General features: G+C 31.6%; 16 protein-coding genes, 1 other RNA gene and 1 pseudogene. 13 read left to right on the top strand and 5 right to left on the bottom strand.

Annotated features, from left to right (window positions below; all coding sequences use genetic code 11):
• Positions 1-13 precede the first annotated feature (13 nt).
• Complete coding sequence (locus tag C8C88_RS00090) at positions 14-898, top strand: hypothetical protein (RefSeq protein ID WP_121336200.1); 885 nt, start codon at positions 14-16, stop codon at positions 896-898.
• A 51-nt stretch (positions 899-949) separates the two neighbouring features.
• Here C8C88_RS00090 and hutI read toward each other — a convergent pair whose 3' ends face one another.
• From hutI to C8C88_RS00075, 3 genes and pseudogenes are all read right to left on the bottom strand, one after another.
• Positions 950-2188, bottom strand: a complete 1239-nt coding sequence (hutI, locus tag C8C88_RS00085) for an imidazolonepropionase (protein WP_121336199.1) — start codon at positions 2186-2188, stop codon at positions 950-952.
• A 94-nt stretch (positions 2189-2282) separates the two neighbouring features.
• Positions 2283-2351 (bottom strand): annotated as a pseudogene (locus tag C8C88_RS13020) (glutaminyl-peptide cyclotransferase); the annotation flags it as partial.
• A gap of 107 nt (positions 2352-2458) precedes the next feature.
• Positions 2459-3508, bottom strand: coding sequence for a glutaminyl-peptide cyclotransferase (locus C8C88_RS00075; RefSeq protein WP_121336198.1), 1050 nt, complete (start codon positions 3506-3508; stop codon positions 2459-2461).
• A gap of 87 nt (positions 3509-3595) precedes the next feature.
• Between C8C88_RS00075 and ffs the strand changes: the two genes are divergently transcribed.
• From ffs to fsa, 3 genes are all read left to right on the top strand, one after another.
• An RNA gene (gene ffs, locus C8C88_RS00070) (signal recognition particle sRNA small type) lies at positions 3596-3693 on the top strand.
• 129 nt (positions 3694-3822) lie between these two features.
• Positions 3823-4626 (top strand): SDR family oxidoreductase, encoded by an 804-nt coding sequence (locus C8C88_RS00065; RefSeq protein WP_121336197.1) that lies wholly within the window; start codon positions 3823-3825, stop codon positions 4624-4626.
• Positions 4627-4763: 137 nt separating this feature from the next.
• Positions 4764-5420 carry a fructose-6-phosphate aldolase gene (gene fsa, locus C8C88_RS00060; protein WP_121336196.1) on the top strand — a complete coding sequence of 219 codons (657 nt, stop codon included), beginning with the start codon at positions 4764-4766 and terminating at the stop codon, positions 5418-5420.
• 103 nt (positions 5421-5523) lie between these two features.
• Here fsa and C8C88_RS00055 read toward each other — a convergent pair whose 3' ends face one another.
• On the bottom strand, positions 5524-7185 hold the full coding sequence (locus C8C88_RS00055) for an MFS transporter (RefSeq protein ID WP_121336195.1): 1662 nt from the start codon (positions 7183-7185) through the stop codon (positions 5524-5526).
• A gap of 403 nt (positions 7186-7588) precedes the next feature.
• Between C8C88_RS00055 and nagB the strand changes: the two genes are divergently transcribed.
• The 9 genes from nagB to C8C88_RS00010 all read left to right on the top strand — a co-directional run bounded on the left by nagB (position 7589) and on the right by C8C88_RS00010 (position 17155).
• Positions 7589-9526, top strand: a complete 1938-nt coding sequence (gene nagB, locus C8C88_RS00050; protein WP_121336194.1) for a glucosamine-6-phosphate deaminase — start codon at positions 7589-7591, stop codon at positions 9524-9526.
• A 247-nt stretch (positions 9527-9773) separates the two neighbouring features.
• The gene (locus tag C8C88_RS00045) at positions 9774-11390 is read left to right on the top strand and encodes an ABC-F family ATP-binding cassette domain-containing protein (protein WP_121336193.1); all 1617 of its coding nucleotides are present in this window, start codon (positions 9774-9776) and stop codon (positions 11388-11390) included.
• 261 nt (positions 11391-11651) lie between these two features.
• Positions 11652-12197 (top strand): bifunctional pyr operon transcriptional regulator/uracil phosphoribosyltransferase PyrR, encoded by a 546-nt coding sequence (gene pyrR, locus C8C88_RS00040; RefSeq protein ID WP_121336192.1) that lies wholly within the window; start codon positions 11652-11654, stop codon positions 12195-12197.
• An 8-nt stretch (positions 12198-12205) separates the two neighbouring features.
• On the top strand, positions 12206-13132 hold the full coding sequence (locus tag C8C88_RS00035; protein ID WP_121336191.1) for an aspartate carbamoyltransferase catalytic subunit: 927 nt from the start codon (positions 12206-12208) through the stop codon (positions 13130-13132).
• Between the two features lie 72 nt (positions 13133-13204).
• A complete protein-coding gene (locus C8C88_RS00030; RefSeq protein ID WP_121336190.1) occupies positions 13205-13537 on the top strand; it encodes a ribonuclease Z in 333 nt (110 codons plus the stop codon).
• 78 nt (positions 13538-13615) lie between these two features.
• Entirely contained in the window at positions 13616-14521 is a 906-nt protein-coding gene (locus C8C88_RS00025; protein WP_121336189.1) for a ribonuclease Z, read from the top strand.
• Positions 14522-14586: 65 nt separating this feature from the next.
• Positions 14587-15231, top strand: coding sequence for a pyridoxamine 5'-phosphate oxidase (gene pdxH, locus C8C88_RS00020; protein WP_121336188.1), 645 nt, complete (start codon positions 14587-14589; stop codon positions 15229-15231).
• A 556-nt stretch (positions 15232-15787) separates the two neighbouring features.
• The gene (locus tag C8C88_RS00015) at positions 15788-16297 is read left to right on the top strand and encodes a CAP domain-containing protein (protein WP_121336187.1); all 510 of its coding nucleotides are present in this window, start codon (positions 15788-15790) and stop codon (positions 16295-16297) included.
• A gap of 348 nt (positions 16298-16645) precedes the next feature.
• A complete protein-coding gene (locus tag C8C88_RS00010) occupies positions 16646-17155 on the top strand; it encodes a CAP domain-containing protein (RefSeq protein ID WP_121336187.1) in 510 nt (169 codons plus the stop codon).
• A 394-nt stretch (positions 17156-17549) separates the two neighbouring features.
• Here the strand turns inward: C8C88_RS00010 and C8C88_RS00005 are convergent.
• Positions 17550-18285, bottom strand: a 736-nt coding sequence (locus C8C88_RS00005) for an OmpA family protein (protein WP_147403434.1), incomplete at its 5' end; no start/stop codon positions are given.

Here is an 18285-nt window from a genome sequence, read left to right as displayed (position 1 = left end):
AAAAATATTAAAAATGGAAAATCAAAAAAGTAATTCAAGTTTAAAAGCAGTAATTGCCGTGTTGGCAGTTTTATTAGTAGGGAGTCTAGTTTATATTTTTAAAATGTCATCTGATGTAGAAATCGTTCAAACTGAATTGAAAACTACAATGACCGAAAAAGAATCGGTTATGAAAGATTTACAAGAGTTAAAAGCAACTTATGATGCTGCAATTGCAGAAAACACAACTATGTCAGAAGAGCTTATTCAAGAAAGAGATAAAGTTGTAAAATTAATGGATGATTTGAATAAATCAAAAGGAGATGTTGCTTCTATGTCAAAATATAAAGCTCAGTTTCTTGCTTTACAAAGCAATATGAAAACCTTAATGGCTGAAAATGAAGGGTTGAAAAAACAAAATGTAACTTTAACTACGCAACGTGATAGTACAGTTGTTGTTTTAGGAGAATCAAAAAAATACAATGAAGTATTAGTTGGACAAAACCAAGAGTTGTCAAAAACAGTTGAAAAAGGTTCTAAATTAACTGTTTTAAATACTAAAACATCTGCTTACAAATTAAGAAGTTCAGGAAAACAAATCGAAACGGATAAAGCAAGTAGAGCTGATATCCTTAAAGTTAGCTTTACAATAGCTGAAAACCAAATTGCAAAATCAGGTGATAAAACGTATTTTGTTCAAGTAATTGATAGCAAAAGCAATGTTTTAGGAGATAAAAAAACAGAATCTTTTGGAGAAAAATCTTTGACTTATAGCTTTGCAACTACTGTAAAATATGAAAATAAAACAGTTAATGTTTCACAAGATTTACCAGGAAAAGATTTTGCTAAAGGAACTTATTTTATCAATGTATTTGATAAAGATGAGTTAGTTTCTAAAACTAGCTTTACTTTAAGATAGCTTTATGACAATATAGTGAATAAAAAAGAGGAACATTTGTTCCTCTTTTTTTTATATTAAAATCTCTCCTTCAATAAAAACAGAATCAATTAAATTACTGCCAAAAGCATAGGGTAATTGATAATAGGAAGGTATTGGTTTTGTTAGGATGATATTCGCTTTTTTACCAATGGTGATACTTCCGTGAGTTTCTGAAATTCCCATGGCGTATGCACCGTTAATTGTGGCAGCATTTATGGCTTCTTCAGGAGTCATTTTCATTTTGATGCAAGCTGTTGCTACTACAAAATTCATATTCCCAGAAGGAGTAGAGCCTGGATTATAATCAGATGCTAATGCTAAAGGAAGACCCGCAGCAATCATATCTCGTGCTGGCGTATACGGAATACTCAAGAAATAAGAACAAGAAGGTAAAGCCACAGGCATTGTTTCGGTGTTTTTTAAAGCTTGAATATCTTCTGTATTCATTATCTCTAAATGATCCACAGAAAGTGCTTTGTGTTTTACTCCAACTTGAATTCCTCCAATAGAATTAAACTGGTTGACATGAATTTTTGGTTTTAAACCAAAAGCAATACCAGCTTCCATAATTTGTTCTGTTTCAGAAACAGTAAAATAACCCGTTTCACAAAAGACATCGATAAAATTAGCCAATTTATTTTTGGCAATTTCAGGAAGCATTTGGTTAATGAGTATATCAATATATTCTTGACGGTTTGCTTTATATTCTAAAGGGAAAGCATGTGCGCCAAGAAAAGTTGCTTTTATAGTTATAGGGTAGTTTTGTGCTAATTGTTGAATTACGCGAAGCATTTTGAGCTCTCCGTCAACTGTTAGACCATATCCTGATTTTATTTCGACCGCTCCAGTTCCTAACTGCATGATTTCTTTCAATCTTGCTTTTGATTGGTTGTAGATTTCTTCTTCAGTAGAATCGTTGAGTTTTTTAGCTGAATTTAAGATTCCTCCACCACGATTGGCAATTTCTTCATAAGTCAACCCATTAATTCGATCTACAAATTCCTGCTCCCGATTGCCAGCATAAACAATATGAGTGTGACTGTCGCACCAAGTTGGTAAAACTATTTTTCCTGTTGCGTCAATCGTTTTATCCGAATTGATTTTTGGAAGATTTTCCATTGCTCCAAAATCAGCAATCAGATTATTTTCAATCACCAAATAAGCATTTTTAATACTAGGGAGAATACCCATTTCAGCACCAGAAACCTTAGAAACAGAAGTTTCACGTACTTGGAGTAATTCCTTGATGTTGATGATTAGTGTTGTCATTTAGTGTGAAAGTGTTATGATAAAAAAATACCGCAAATTCGCAAATTATCATTTGAATTTAGTTTTAAAATTTTAAAATTCGCGGTTTTTAAAATTACTCCGAAGAAACTGTTATTTCAAACATTTTATCCCAATTCTTACCAGTTACAAAAATGGTTTTGGTTTCTAGTCAATTCCGTTAATTAGAAAACATTATAAAAAAATTACCGCAAATTCGCAAATTATCATTTGAATTTAGTTTTAAAATTTGCGAATTTGCGGTTTTTAAAATTACTCCGAAACTGTTATTTCAAACATTTTATCCCAATTCTTACCAGTTACAAAAATGGTTTTGGTTTTTGGATTGTAAGCAATTCCGTTTAAAACTTCAGCGGTTTTATTTTTTACAAATTTTCTCAACCCTGACATGTCCAGAATACCTTCAACAGCTCCATTTGCAGGATTTACTACAGCAATAGCGTCTTTTTGCCAAACATTGGTATATATTTTTCCATTAATCCATTCTAGTTCATTGATAGATTTAATCTTAGAATCTCCAGAATACACATTGATGTAATCAATCATCTTTTGATTGCTAGGATCCATTTTCCAAATTTTTTCTGTGCCATCTGTTTGGTAAATGTATTTACCATCATTTGTCATTCCCCAACCTTCAATATCTTTCTCAAAAGTGAAGGTCTTTTCTAGTTTCAAGGTTTTTGCATTGTAAATAAAGCCTGTTTTTTCTTGCCAAGTTAATTGGTATAATTTTCCGTTTATAAAAGTGATTCCTTCTCCAAAATATTTAGCATCTAAATCAATTTGCTTGAAAATATTACCCGTTTTGTAATCGTATTTTCTAAAGTAAGAAGCGCCTTTTTGTCCGGTACTTTCGCATAATGTGTCCTTGTGAAACTCAAATCCTTCCGTAAATGAAGTGGTATCATGCGGAAAAGTATTGACAATAGTAAACTTTAATAATTTTGGCTGTACATTCGAAACCAATTCAATTCGCTGTGTAGCTTCTGAGTTCTCACCTTCAAAATAGACAACAGCTTTTAGGTTTTGGTAGCCTAGTTTTTGATCTTTTAAAGGAAATTTTAATTTATCCAATCCTTTTTTGGAACTAATTTTTTTATCATTTACGTAATAAACGATACTATCGATTTCTTTCGATTCTGGGTTTAAAATACCTAAATCTATTGTTTCCTGAGGTTGATATTGTTCTTTAAAAGAAGAAATATCAAAAGTAAAGAGACTATTTTCTTCTTTTTTTGTATCGTCACAATTGGCTAAAGTGATTCCTAATAAAATGATAAATAGGAAGTTATAATTTTTCATAGTTTTAAATTTGAAGCACCCAATATACAACCTTATTTTATAGGTGCAAAGCACTTGCAAAAATATAAAAAGGTTGTATATTTGCACCGGCAAGTCCTACACGACCAGCTCCTGCAGACTCCCCCAGGATGGGAACATAGCAAGGGTACGTGGTTGAGCGGTGCGATGTAGGTCGCTTGCCATTTTTTATTTAATACAAAAAGTAGTCTTCCTTCGGGAGGATTTTTTTATTTTTGGACTATTCTAACGGAAGTTGGGTTTCACTTTTTGTAGTTGTACAAGATGTTAAAAACCTTAAACCTTAAACAAAATAAATGAGTAAAGTAGTTTTAATTACAGGCGGTTCATCAGGAATAGGGAAGTCCATAGGAGAGTTTTTACATTACAAAGGCTATGTTGTTTACGGTACTAGTAGAAACCCAGAACAAATTTTAAATTCGGTTTTCCCATTGGTATCACTAGATGTTCGTGATGCAGATTCAATTCATACGGCTGTAGCCAAAGTGATAAAAATTTCTGGAAGATTAGATGTTGTAATTAATAATGCAGGTGTTGGAATAACAGGACCTTTGGAAGAAATTCCGATGCATGAAATTAAGAATAATTTTGAAACTAATTTCTTTGGGCCTATTGAAGTAATGAAAGCGGTATTGCCACAAATGCGTGCACAACAATCAGGTTTAATAATCAATATTACATCTATTGCTGCGTATATGGGTTTGCCATATAGAAGCGTTTACTCAGCCTCAAAAGGGGCTTTAGAGCTTATTACCGAAGGATTGCGAATGGAAGTAAAACCATTTGGAATTCACATTACTAATGTCGCTCCGGGGGATTTTGCTACTAATATTGCTTCAGGACGTTTTCATGCTCCTGTTATTAAAGGTTCAGCTTATGAAAGTCCGTATGGGAATACCTTAAAAACGATGGATGAACATGTGGATAGTGGCAGCAATCCGAATGAAATGGCAGAAGCTGTATATAAAATTATTCAAACAGCAGAACCAAAAATACATTATAAAGTGGGCGTTTTTATGCAAAAATTCTCTATTGTATTAAAGAGAATTTTACCAGATAAAGTGTACGAAAAAATGTTGATGAATCATTATAAGTTGTAATTTTGCGCCGAATTTGCGTGAGGGATTGAAGTGAAAATCCTTTTACTTTTCTTCAAAAAAGTAAAAGATTGTAACGTAAAGCCCGACCCTTGGGTCACACCCATATAATTAAGAACACAATTAAATATAGAAATAATATGAAATTTTTTATTGACACGGCTAATTTAGCTCAGATTAAAGAAGCACAAGCATTAGGCGTTTTGGATGGCGTTACTACAAATCCATCATTGATGGCTAAAGAAGGAATTACAGGAAAAAACAACATTTTGAAACATTATGTTGACATTTGCAACCTTGTGGATGGTGATGTAAGTGCTGAAGTTAATGCTTTGGACTTTGAAGGAATGATTAAAGAAGGAGAAGAGTTAGCTGATTTGCACGATCAAATCGTAGTGAAGTTGCCTATGACTAAAGAAGGTGTTATGGCTGCTAAATACTTTTCGGATAAAGGAATTAAAACAAATGTAACTTTAGTATTCTCAGCTGGACAAGCTTTATTAGCTGCTAAAGCGGGAGCTACTTACGTGTCTCCATTTATTGGTCGTCTTGATGATGTGTCTACAGATGGTTTAGCGCTTATTGAAGAGATTCGATTGATTTATGATAACTACGGTTACGAAACTCAAATTCTTGCTGCTTCAGTTCGTCACACAATGCATATTGTAAACTGTGCTAAAATTGGTGCTGATGTTATGACTGGGCCTTTATCAGCTATTTCAGGATTATTGAAACACCCTTTGACTGATATTGGATTGGCTCAATTTATTGCTGATTTCGAAAAAGGAAATAAATAAAATACTACAGTTTTTATTCTCTACAGATTTAAACTTTTTAATAAAAAAATCCCATCTAGATTAGATGGGATTTTTTATTTGGTTTGGTTAGTTTGTATGAATATTAGTGTCCTCCACCTAATTCAATTTCATCACCAATTCCTTGTTTTTGCAAAATTGCAATTACTTTCCAGCCATAGAATGCTATGAAACCGAAACATAAAACAGGAATAGCATATGAAGCATGAATTCCAATGATATCAGCAAGTTTTCCTTGTAATGGAGGGATAATACCACCACCTAAAATCATCATTACTAAGAATCCAGATCCTTGAGAAGTGTATTTTCCTAAACCAGCAATTGCTAATGAGAAAATACATGGCCACATGATACTTAAGAATAAACCACCACTCATAAAAGCAAAAATTGCAATTGTACCCGTTGTGAATAAACCTATTAACATAGCAATTAATCCCATTAATCCAAAAATCATTAAAGTTCTAGATGGGTGATCTTTTCCTAAAAAGAAACCTGCAATTTGGAACAAAATAACAAATGCATAAGCATATAATGGTGTTACATCTTGTCCAGAAATAGCATTAGCAGCTAATACGATTCCAAATGCTAAATAAGGAACAGCAATAAGTAAAATCTTTTTAAGTTGAGAAGAAGGGTTAAAAACTGAAATTGCACCAGCCCAACGTCCAATCATTAAACTTCCCCAGTACATAGACATATAAGGCGCTAAACCAGGACCTGTAATAGATCCGAAAGCGGTTGTTTTTAATAATTCTCCCAAGTTACTACCAATAGTTACTTCAACACCTACATAAGAGAATAAAGCTAGCATACCTAATACTAATTGAGGGTATTTCATTGCTCCCCAACCTTCAGCACTTTTTTGAGCTTTGAAGTTTGCGAAGAATAATCCAATAACAACAATTAATAAAGTAGAAATACTTAAACTTAATCCTAAATAATCTTTTTCTTTATTTTCTATAAAACGAGAAATGAATTCAGGATCTTCATAACGAGAAAATATGTAAGCAAATATTACCGCTAATATTATAGTTATTGTAATAAGCGTTTTCATTGCTTTGCTTGCTGTTTCAAAAGTTGAATCACTTTTTCCAGAAGGTAATTTTTTAGAAAAATGAAATAAAGCACCAGCTAATAAGAATAGTCCTCCAACAAATACATATAGAATTCTCATAGAATCTAATGAATTTTCTTTTTGAGCAAATTCTTCAATGCTAACTCCAGAAAACACGCCAAATAATGCGAAAGACACCACTATTGGTCCTATTGTTGTTCCTAATGAGTTGATTCCACCAGCAAGGTTTAATCTGCTTGAAGCGCTATGTGGTTCTCCTAAAGACGCTGCAAAAGGTTGCGCAGATGTTTGTTGTAATGAAAATCCTAATGCAACTATAAATAATGCACCAAGAATGAATAAATAGCTTCCTTGTGTAACGGCTAATATCATTAAAGCAGCTCCAAAAGTACTAATCAATAATCCATAGATAATTCCTTTTTTGAATCCCCATGCATTAAGAATATCATTTTTAGCTAAACTACTAAAAATGAATAATAGTAAAGCACCAATGTAGTAAGCACCATAAAATGCAAAATCAATAAGCTGACTTTGAAATTGATCTAAGCCAAATTTAGCTTTACAAAAAGGGATAAATACACCGTTAGATGCACCAATAAATCCCCAAAAGAAAAATACTGTAATTAGGGTATAAAGAGCCGAGTTATTCGACTTCGTTTGTTCTGAATTCATAATTTATTTTTTGGTTTTTAGGTTAATTATTTCAATTTTGCTGTAGACTGTAAATGTATTTGTTAAGTAAATTAAAAAAAAGTAAAATGTGATAATTTTTAGTAGAATTATGTAATCGTCACTATTTGTTTGAAAAATGTTTTATTTTTTAGCTGTTTTAAGTATTCAGGTAAAATATTAATACACTATTTAAATTTTAATATTTTTTCTTTAATTTATCCTTATCTAAATCAAGAAAAACAGACTTTATTTACTAGGGCTTTAATAGTTTTATTTTAAGCTCATTTGTACGTATAATTTTCTTAAAATAAAAAGTTAGTTTTTAGAATTATTTAGTTGCTAAAATTCAGGAGTACATTTTTAAAAAATATATATCTTTATAAATCAGTTTAAAAAAAATAAAATGAAAAATGCTTTAGAATCAAAGCGCGATATTAGCTATCAAAGCGCAGGTAAATTTGAAGAAACTAGATTTGAAAAAATTCATAATGAAATTTTTAAAAACTCAATCGAAGCATCCATAATTGTTGCTCAAGAAATTGCTCAATTAATTTTAAGCAAAAAAGCGGAGAATAAAATGTGCGTGCTAGGTTTAGCAACAGGTTCATCTCCAATAAAAGTGTATGATGAATTGGTTCGAATGCATAAAGAAGAAGGACTAAGTTTTAGTAATGTCATTACTTTTAATTTAGATGAATATTACCCAATGAATAAGGAGAACAATCAAAGTTATCACTATTTCATGCACCAGCATTTATTCAATCATATTGATATAAAACCAGAAAATATTAATATTCCAGATGGAACGGTTGCTCTTGAAAATTTAAATGAATATTGCAATAATTATGAAGCAAAGATTAAAAGTGTTGGAGGATTAGATTTTCAATTGTTAGGCATTGGTCGTACAGGTCACGTAGGTTTTAATGAGCCGGGTTCCCATATTAATTCGGGAACTCGAATTATTACATTGGATCATATTACTAAAGTTGACGCTTCGTCAGATTTTAATGGGATTGATAATGTTCCTAAAAGAGCCATTACTATGGGCGTTTCTACAATTCTTAGGTCAAAGAGAATTGTTTTGATGGCTTGGGGCCAAAATAAAGCCGATATTATAAAAAGAACAATTCAAGGTGATATCAGTTCAGAAGTGCCAGCTACTTTTTTGCAAAACCATACCAATACTACTTTTGTATTAGATCAACATGCTGCTTCAGAATTGACTAGATTTAAAACCCCATGGTTAGTTGGGGAATGCATTTGGACGCAAGAATTAAAAAGTAAAGCTATTGTTTGGCTTTGCCAAAAAACAAAACAATCCATTCTTAAATTAACAGATAGAGATTACAACAACAACGGTATGTCAGATCTTTTGGCACAAGAAGGTTCAGCATATGATTTGAATATTAATATGTTCAATGTGTTGCAGCATACCATAACAGGTTGGCCAGGAGGAAAACCTAATACGGATGATTCACATAGACCCGAAAGAGCAAATCCCGCTAAGAAAAGAGTAATACTTTTTAGTCCACATCCCGATGATGATGTGATATCTATGGGAGGCACTTTTTCAAAATTAATCAAACAAGGACATGATGTTCATGTAGTGTATCAGACTTCGGGGAATATTGCTGTTACAGATGATGAAGCTTTAAAATTTGCTGAGGTTTGTAATGATTTTGTTGGAGATGATTCTTCAAAAATAAATTTTAAAGCAGTTATTGACTTTTTAAATAATAAATCAGAGAACGAAGTGGATTCAGTTGAAGTTCGAAGATTGAAAGGATTGATAAGAAGAAGAGAGTCGTATGGTGCGACCAGATACATTGGTTTAAAAAATGAGAACATTCATTTTTTAGATATGCCTTTTTATGAAACGGGTCATGTAAAGAAAAAACCTATTGGCCCAGAAGATATTGAGATTGTAAAAGAAATTATATCGAGAATAAAACCACATCAGGTTTTTGCTGCAGGCGATTTAGCAGATCCGCATGGAACTCATGAAGTTTGTTTGAATGCAATATATGCCGCATTAGCCGCTTTAAAGTCTGAACCGTATATGAATGACTGTTGGCTGTGGTTGTATAGAGGCGCTTGGCACGAATGGGACATTCACGAAATTGATATGGCTGTGCCTTTAAGTCCAGATGAGGTTTTGTTAAAAAGAAACGCAATATTATACCACCAATCACAAAAGGATAGGGTTATGTTTCAAGGGAATGACTCTAGAGAATTTTGGGTAAGAGCCGAAGATAGAAACAAAAATACGGCAAAACTTTATGATGAATTAGGATTAGCAGAGTATGAAGCTATTGAAGCTTTTAAAAGGTTTCCATATTAGTCGGTTTAGGTTTAGTAAGCTTGGTAAGAAATTACCAAGCTTTTTTTTTGGGATATGCTTTAATTGTCAATTTTAGAATCAATAAAGAAGGATTTGTTTTTAAAGTGTTGCCTAATTTTGAACGTTTAGAAGTCGGTTTGTAAAAAGAATCCCAAAGCGAATTGTAGCAATAAAAAAAACTACTTACTAAATACCCAAGACTGAGCACTTTTAATTACTTTTGCAGCAAAATTAATAAATCCTATTCATGTTAACAGTTAATAATTTATCAGTTCAGTTTGGCAAACGAATTTTGTTTGACGAAGTAAATACAACCTTTACACACGGTAATATTTATGGAGTAATTGGAGCTAACGGTGCTGGAAAATCTACTTTTTTAAAAATAATTTCAGGGGATATGGATCCTACTTCAGGACATATTCATTTGGAACCAGGAAAACGTATGTCGGTTTTAAATCAAAACCACAATATGTTTGATGAGCATACCGTATTGGAAACCGTAATAATGGGAAACAAAAATTTGTATGCAATCAAAAAAGAAATGGATGAACTCTATTTAGACTATAATGATAAAAATGCAGATCGAATAGGGGAATTACAAGTTCAGTTTGAAGAAATGAACGGTTGGAATGCAGATTCTGATGCCGCTTCAATGCTTTCAAATCTTGGTATTTCAGAGGATAATCATTACACATTGATGGCGGATCTTGAGGGTAAAATAAAAGTACGTGTGCTTTTGGCGCAAGCCCTTTTTGGCAATCCTGATTTGCTGATTATGGATGAGCCTACAAATGATTTGGATTTTGAAACGATTGCTTGGTTAGAGAATTTCTTAGCTAATTATGAGAACACTGTAATTGTAGTTTCTCACGACAGACACTTTTTAGATTCTGTTTGTACACATATTTCAGATATTGATTTTGGAAAAATAAACCATTATTCTGGAAACTATACTTTTTGGTATGAATCAAGCCAATTAGCAGCTAAACAACGCGCACAACAAAACAAAAAAGCAGAAGAAAAGAAACAAGAATTAGAAGAATTTATTCGTCGTTTTTCTGCGAATGTGGCTAAATCAAAGCAAGCTACTTCTCGTAAAAAAATGATTTCTAAATTGAATATATCAGAAATTAAACCATCAAGCCGTCGTTATCCTGCTATTATTTTTGATCAGGATCGTGAAGCTGGAGATCAAATATTGAACGTTCAGGATTTAAGTGCTTCAATAGACGGTGAAGTTTTATTTAAAGGAGTTGATTTGAATATGGCAAAAGGAGATAAGATTGTTCTTTTCTCTAAAGATTCTCGTGCAACAACCGCTTTTTATGAAATTTTGAATGGAAATCAAAAAGCAGATTTAGGTACTTTTGATTGGGGTATTACAACTAATCAAGCGTATTTGCCAGTTGAGAATCATTCGTTTTTTGAAAATGATTTATCATTGGTAGATTGGTTGCGTCAATGGGCAAAAACAGAAGAGGAACGTGATGAGGTTTTTGTTAGAGGATTTCTTGGAAAAATGATTTTCTCTGGAGAAGAAGCTTTAAAAACGAGCCGTGTTTTATCTGGAGGTGAAAAAGTACGTTGTATGTTATCCAGAATGATGATGGAGCGTGCTAACATATTAATGCTTGATGAACCAACGAATCACCTTGACTTAGAGTCAATTACTGCTTTTAATAACTCCTTGAAAAACTTTAAAGGATCAGTTATTTTTACCACTCATGATCATGAGTTCGCTCAGACTGTAGGTAATCGTGTGGTGGAATTGACACCGAACGGAGCGATTGATCGTTACATGACATTTGATGAATATTTAGATGACGAGAAAGTACAAGAATTAAGAGTTAAAATGTATTCATAAGTTTTTGAAACACAAAAACTAAAATAAATAGCAAGCCTCAAATTTTTTATTTGGGGCTTTTTTTTGAATAAGTTTTATAAAAAAACGCATACTTTTGAAAGGCGCCTTTTAGTTAAAAATCACGACTGTTTTTAATATAAAAAGCACTTATAAATTAGGTTTCTTTAGAAAAAAAATAAAGGATTTTATTTTCTCATCATATAATTAATAAATCATAAATCGGAATTTGTATATTTGCACAACCAAACACTACACTTTATTATGAGTCAAAAAGTATTACTTACTGCAAAAGAAGTTACTATCATACTACATCGTTTGGCCTGCCAGTTGATTGAAAAGCACTTAGATTTTTCAGATACTATATTGGTTGGAATTCAGCCAAGAGGTGTTTATTTAGCAGAACGTTTAAAGAAAATTTTAGAAACAGAATATAATACGCCCAAAATTACTTTGGGATATTTAGATATTACCTTTTTCAGAGATGATTTTCGTAGAACCAATAAACCATTAGAAGCCAATAAAACAAATCTTGATTTCATTGTTGAAAATAAAAAAGTAATTTTCATAGATGATGTTTTGTTTACCGGAAGAAGTATTCGTTCCGCTTTGACTGCCATACAATCTTTTGGAAGACCATCTAGTATTGAACTATTGACTTTAATTGACAGACGTTTTAGTAGAGATTTACCTATTCAGCCCGATTATAGAGGTCGTCAGGTCGATGCTATAAATGGTGAAAAAGTTAAGGTTTGCTGGGAAGAACAAGATGGTGAGGATGGTGTTTTTTTAATTAATAATAATCAATAAAAGTAAAAATGAGCGAACTTAGCGTAAATCATTTATTAGGAATAAAATATATCAACAAGAAAGATATTGACCTTATTTTTGAAACAGCCGATCATTTTAAAGAAGTTATTAATAGACCCATCAAAAAAGTACCTTCATTACGAGATATTACGATTGCCAATATATTTTTTGAAAACAGTACCAGAACTAAACTTTCTTTTGAGTTAGCCCAAAAGAGATTATCCGCAGATGTGATAAGCTTTTCGGCTGCACAATCATCCGTTAAAAAAGGAGAAACGCTTATCGATACGGTAAATAATATTCTTTCGATGAAAGTTGACATGGTTGTTATGCGTCATGCAAATCCAGGAGCTGCTTATTTTTTATCAAAAAATGTAAAAGCCAGTATTGTAAATGCAGGAGATGGAGCTCATGAACATCCTACACAAGCGCTATTAGATAGTTATTCGATCAGAGAGAAATTAGGAGATGTAGCTGGAAAAAAAGTGGTAATTGTAGGTGATATTCTGCATTCAAGAGTCGCATTATCTAATATATATGCGCTGCAAATGCAAGGCGCAGAGGTAAAAGTTTGTGGGCCAAAAACCTTAATTCCCAAATATATTGAATCTCTAGGAGTTACTGTAGAACCAAATTTGCGAAAAGCACTAGAATGGTGTGATGTAGCAAATATGTTGCGTGTGCAAAATGAAAGAATGGATGTGAACTTTTTCCCTTCTACAAGAGAATATGCTCAGCAATACGGAGTTGACAAACAGCTTTTAGATTCTCTTGATAAAGAAATCGTGATAATGCATCCCGGACCTATCAATCGTGGGGTTGAAATTACTAGCGATGTGGCAGATTCTCAGCAATCTGTAATTCTGAATCAAGTAGAAAATGGAGTTGCAATACGAATGGCTGTAATTTATCTTTTAGCTTCAAAAATTCAATAATTTTACAGAAAACACAGTAGCTTAGCTAGTTAGTAACCTTCTGCAATGTAGCAGTCTCTGAAACTAAAAAAAATGAAAGTAGATCAAAAAGGGCACACGATAACAATTAAAGACACACAAGGTGACTTTAATTCTTTTTTTGCAAAAGTAAACCAGCAGTTTAAATCATACGAGAAACACAATGTTATTATAGATTTATTGCATTGTACTGCGTTGACTGTTGATGAAATAAAATTGTTTTTGCCGCTATCCAAGCAACAAAAAAAAGCAAAAAAATCTTTTATTGTAGTTGCCTCTGATTTTGATTATAATGCAGTTCCTGCAAAACTTGCAGTTGTTCCTTCTTTACTAGAGGCACACGATATCATTGAAATGGAAGAAATAGAAAGAGATTTAGGGTTTTAGTTGCTGGAACTTAGTATTTGAATTTTAGTTAACAGCAATCAATTTGCTAAATCAATAAATAACCGAATAAACTTTAATTTGAAACTTACCATTCTTGGTTGCTATGCTGCAACTCCTCGAACCTTTACGAATCCAACGTCTCAGTTATTGGAAATAAGAAACAGACTTTTTTTAATCGATTGTGGCGAAGGAACGCAAGTACAATTGCGTAAAAACAAAATTAGGTTTTCAAAAATCAATCATATTTTCATTTCCCATTTGCATGGAGATCATTTTTTTGGACTGATTGGTTTAATTTCTACTTTTACATTACTTAATAGAGTAACAGATTTACACCTATACGGCCCAAAAGGAATAAAAGAAATCATAAAACTTCAATTGCGTTTGTCAAATTCATGGACTAATTACAATTTGTTTTTTCATGAATTAGAATCGGATGGGAGCGAAGTAATTTATGAAGATGAAAAGGTTTTAGTCAAAACAATACCTTTAAAACATAGAATTTATACAAATGGTTTTTTGTTCCAAGAAAAAATAGGAGAGCGAAAACTAAATGTAGATGCAGTTCAGAATTACGAAATAGATAGTTGTTATTATCAAAATATAAAAAACGGGAAAGACATTACTCTAGAAGATGGTAGAATTATTAAAAATGGGGAGTTAACTTTTGATCCCCTTCCTGCCAAGAGCTATGCATTTTGTTCTGATACGGTTTATAACGAAGCAATTGTTCCCATAATTGAAAATGTAGATATTTTATATCACGAATCAACGTTCTTACAATCAGAAGAAACTTTGGCTCAAAAAACATTGCATTCTACAGCACAGGACGCCGCTAAAATTGCTTTGAAGGCAAACGTAAAACAACTTGTTTTAGGGCATTATTCTACTAGATATGACGGATTAAGTCAATTCAAAGAAGAAGCTTCGCAAATTTTCCCTAATGTACTTCTGGCTGATGATGGCGCATCATTTGATTTTTAATTTGAAAGATATATTATAAACAATACTATTGGACTAAGGTATAATAGGTTGAAATACTAGTGAACATGAAAGATTTAAGTAATTATAGAAAATCATATAATAAAAGTGAATTATTAGAATCCAATATTCCAGAGGATCCTATTAATCTTTTTAATAGATGGTTTCATGAAGTAGAAGATTTTGGTGGAAATGAAGAGGTTAATGCTATGACTGTTGCTACAATAGGAGTAGATGGTTTCCCAAAATCAAGAGTTGTCTTATTAAAGAAATTTAATGAGGAAGGATTTATTTTCTATACTAATTACAATTCAGAAAAGGGAAGGGCTATAGAAAACAATCCTAATATATGTCTATCGTTTTTTTGGTCAAGTATGGAACGCCAAGTAATAATAAAAGGTATCGCTCAAAAAACTTCTGAAAACATATCAGATGGTTATTTTGATTCTAGACCAACAGGGAGTAAGTTAGGCGCAATAGTATCTAATCAGAGCGAAGTAGTACCTTCACGAGATTTTTTGGAAGAAAACTTAAAACAATTAGAAAATGATTATGAAGGGATTGTAATTCCAAGACCTAAACATTGGGGAGGATATCTAGTTGTTCCGTTTGAAGTCGAATTTTGGCAAGGAAGACCAAATCGATTGCATGATAGAATACGGTATACGAGTCAAGAAGATTATTCTTGGAAGATAGACAGATTATCTCCTTAATGTAAGATAAATACATTGTTTTATATAAAAAACACGCATTTCGTCGATTTTATTGTGACTTAGTCGATTTTATTACTACATTTGAATATCAATTTCAAACAAGGTTTTTGTTTTGAAATATTTTTGAAGTTTTTGCCCCACATCTACTTTAAATTTAACAATTATGAACCATTATTACTTCAAAAGTAATAATGGTTTTTTTTGCACCATAATTTATTAAAGTGTAATCATATTTTTTTTTATTCATTTAATAACCAGATGCTTAATGTGTAACATCATTAAAGTAATAGTGGTTTATGATTTTCAATTCTACTTCGATTACATAAACTTTATTTAGGGATTAAAGAATTGGGTAATAGATTAAAAACTAAAGATTTAATTTTTGCTAAATAGCGGATTTAAAATTGATTAAAAAGTTAGGAAATATCTTATGTAAATACAAAAAAGATGTAGTTTGTCGATTTTATTGTGTATTTTAACGATATTTGATGTAGATTTGTACCATAATAAAGGAACAAAAATTAACACTGAATACCAACATTTAAATTACCTAGTCATGAAATCAATAATTATCCGTTCGTTAATGCTAATAGCAATTATGTACTCCGTTAATTCTTGTTCACCAGATTCAGCAGATTCAACAGACGTAAGTTCAACAACTTCATCTTCTTCATTAGTTAAATATTCATATAGTGCTACTGAATTAGAAACTATGCAATTGATAAATACTTATAGAGTAAGTATTGGATTAAATGCATTAGAAAAAAATGATTACGTATCTTATAAATGTGAAGCTCATGATACTTATATGATTACTAATAATGTAGTAAGCCACGATGATTTTGTAGCAAGATCAGAAGACATCATGAAAAAAGTAGGAGCAAAAACAGTAGCAGAAAATATAGCTTATAATTTTGCAACTCCACAAGCAGCATTAAATGCATGGTTAAATAGTCCAGGACATAAAGAAAATATCGAAGGTGATTTTACACACTTTGGAATAGCAGTAAGAGAGAACCCAACTACTGGAAAAAAATACTATACCAACATCTTCATAAAAATGTAAATAAGTTTGGTTTAAATATTCAAAAGGCTATCTGAAAAGATAGCCTTTTTTTATTGGAAGGATTGAATGCTAGTGATTTATGTAAAAATTAGTTTTAGCAATAACTAGATGATGTAAAGTTTTATTTAGGGATTAAAGAATTAGGTAATAGATTAAAAACTAAAGATTTAATTTTTGCTAAATAGCGGATTTAAAATTGATTAAAAAGTTAGGAAATATCGCATGTAAATATAAAAAAGATGTAGTTCATCGATTTTATTGTGTACTTTAACGATATTTGATGTAGATTTGTACCATAATAAAGGAACAAAAATTAACACTGAATACCAACATTTAAATTACCTAGTCATGAAATCAATAATTATCCGTTCGTTAATGCTAATAGCAATTATGTACTCCGTTAATTCTTGTTCACCAGATTCAGCAGATTCAACAGACGTAAGTTCAACAACTTCATCTTCTTCATTAGTTAAATATTCATACAGTGCTACTGAATTAGAAACTATGCAATTGATAAATACTTATAGAGTAAGTATTGGATTAAATGCATTAGAAAAAAATGATTACGTATCTTATAAATGTGAAGCTCATGATACTTATATGATTACTAATAATGTAGTAAGCCACGATGATTTTGTAGCAAGATCAGAAGACATCATGAAAAAAGTAGGAGCAAAAACAGTAGCAGAAAATATAGCTTATAATTTTGCAACTCCACAAGCAGCATTAAATGCATGGTTAAATAGTCCAGGACATAAAGAAAATATCGAAGGTGATTTTACACATTTTGGAATAGCAGTAAGAGAGAACCCAACTACTGGAAAAAAATACTATACCAACATCTTCATAAAAATGTAAATAAGTTTGGTTTAAATATTCAAAAGGCTATCTGAAAAGATAGCCTTTTTTTATTGGAAGGATTGTATTTTCGGTTAGTTTGAAAATGTAAAACGGATTCAATTGTTATTGATAATTGAGCCTTTTTTTTGGTCTAAATTATAAGTATGTGTATTTATAAAACTTTAATAAAAAGATGCTTTAAACCTTTCTAAACACTTTAAAAAAACAATATTAGCGGTTGTTTTCGGATCCAGTTTAAAAAAATTTTTATAATACGGTTTTATCACAGATTATTTATTTAGTTTAATTTGTAATACTATAAACGGCTATTGCTCCTAATTCTACATTATAAAAAAAGCAGCTAATGGGTTTTATATCATTAGCTGCTTTAGTTTTTATATATAAGTGAATCTTACAAACCTGTAATTATAAATTCACTACGTCTGTTAAGTTGGTGTTCTTCTTCAGAACATTTCACACCATCCGCACATTGATTTACTAACTGTGTTTCGCCATATCCTCTTCCTGTTAATCTACTAGGGTCAACACCATTTTTAATTAACCAATTGATCGTTGATTTAGCTCTTTTTTCGGATAAAATTTCGTTGTATTTAAATGTTTGTCTGCTATCAGTATGTGATCTGATATCAAGTTTCATAGTTGGATTTTGACTAAGAACATCTAATATTTTTTCTAAATCAAAAGCGGCTTCTCTACGGATGTCGTATTTGTCTAGATCAAAATAAATCATTTTAATACCAAAACATTTTCCTAAATCATCGCCAATAGCTACTTTACAAGTTGATTTTTCTAGGGCAATAGGTAAATGTGTTTTCCCTCTTTTGTCGTCAACAGTAACTTTTTGTTCTTTGGTAGTATATTCTATTTTTTCAGCTCTTACATTATATGTTTTTCCGCATTCAACGTTAAAAGAATAATTTCCTTTTTCATCAGAATTGGTTACACTAACCAGATTAAATCTGCTGTCGAACAAACTTACTTTTGCATCAGGCAATAAAGCTGAGGTTTCAAGATCAGTAATTTCTCCATATAATTCTTGTTCACAAAGAAGTCTTTTAGTTTCTAAGAATTTATAAATGTCATCATAACCTTGTCCGCCGTCTCTGTTAGAAGTAAAAAAACCTCTT

Source organism: Flavobacterium sp. 123, from assembly GCF_003634825.1.
In the GTDB taxonomy this organism is placed as follows: Bacteria; Bacteroidota; Bacteroidia; order Flavobacteriales; family Flavobacteriaceae; genus Flavobacterium.
This window is presented reverse-complemented; position numbering and strand designations above follow the sequence as displayed.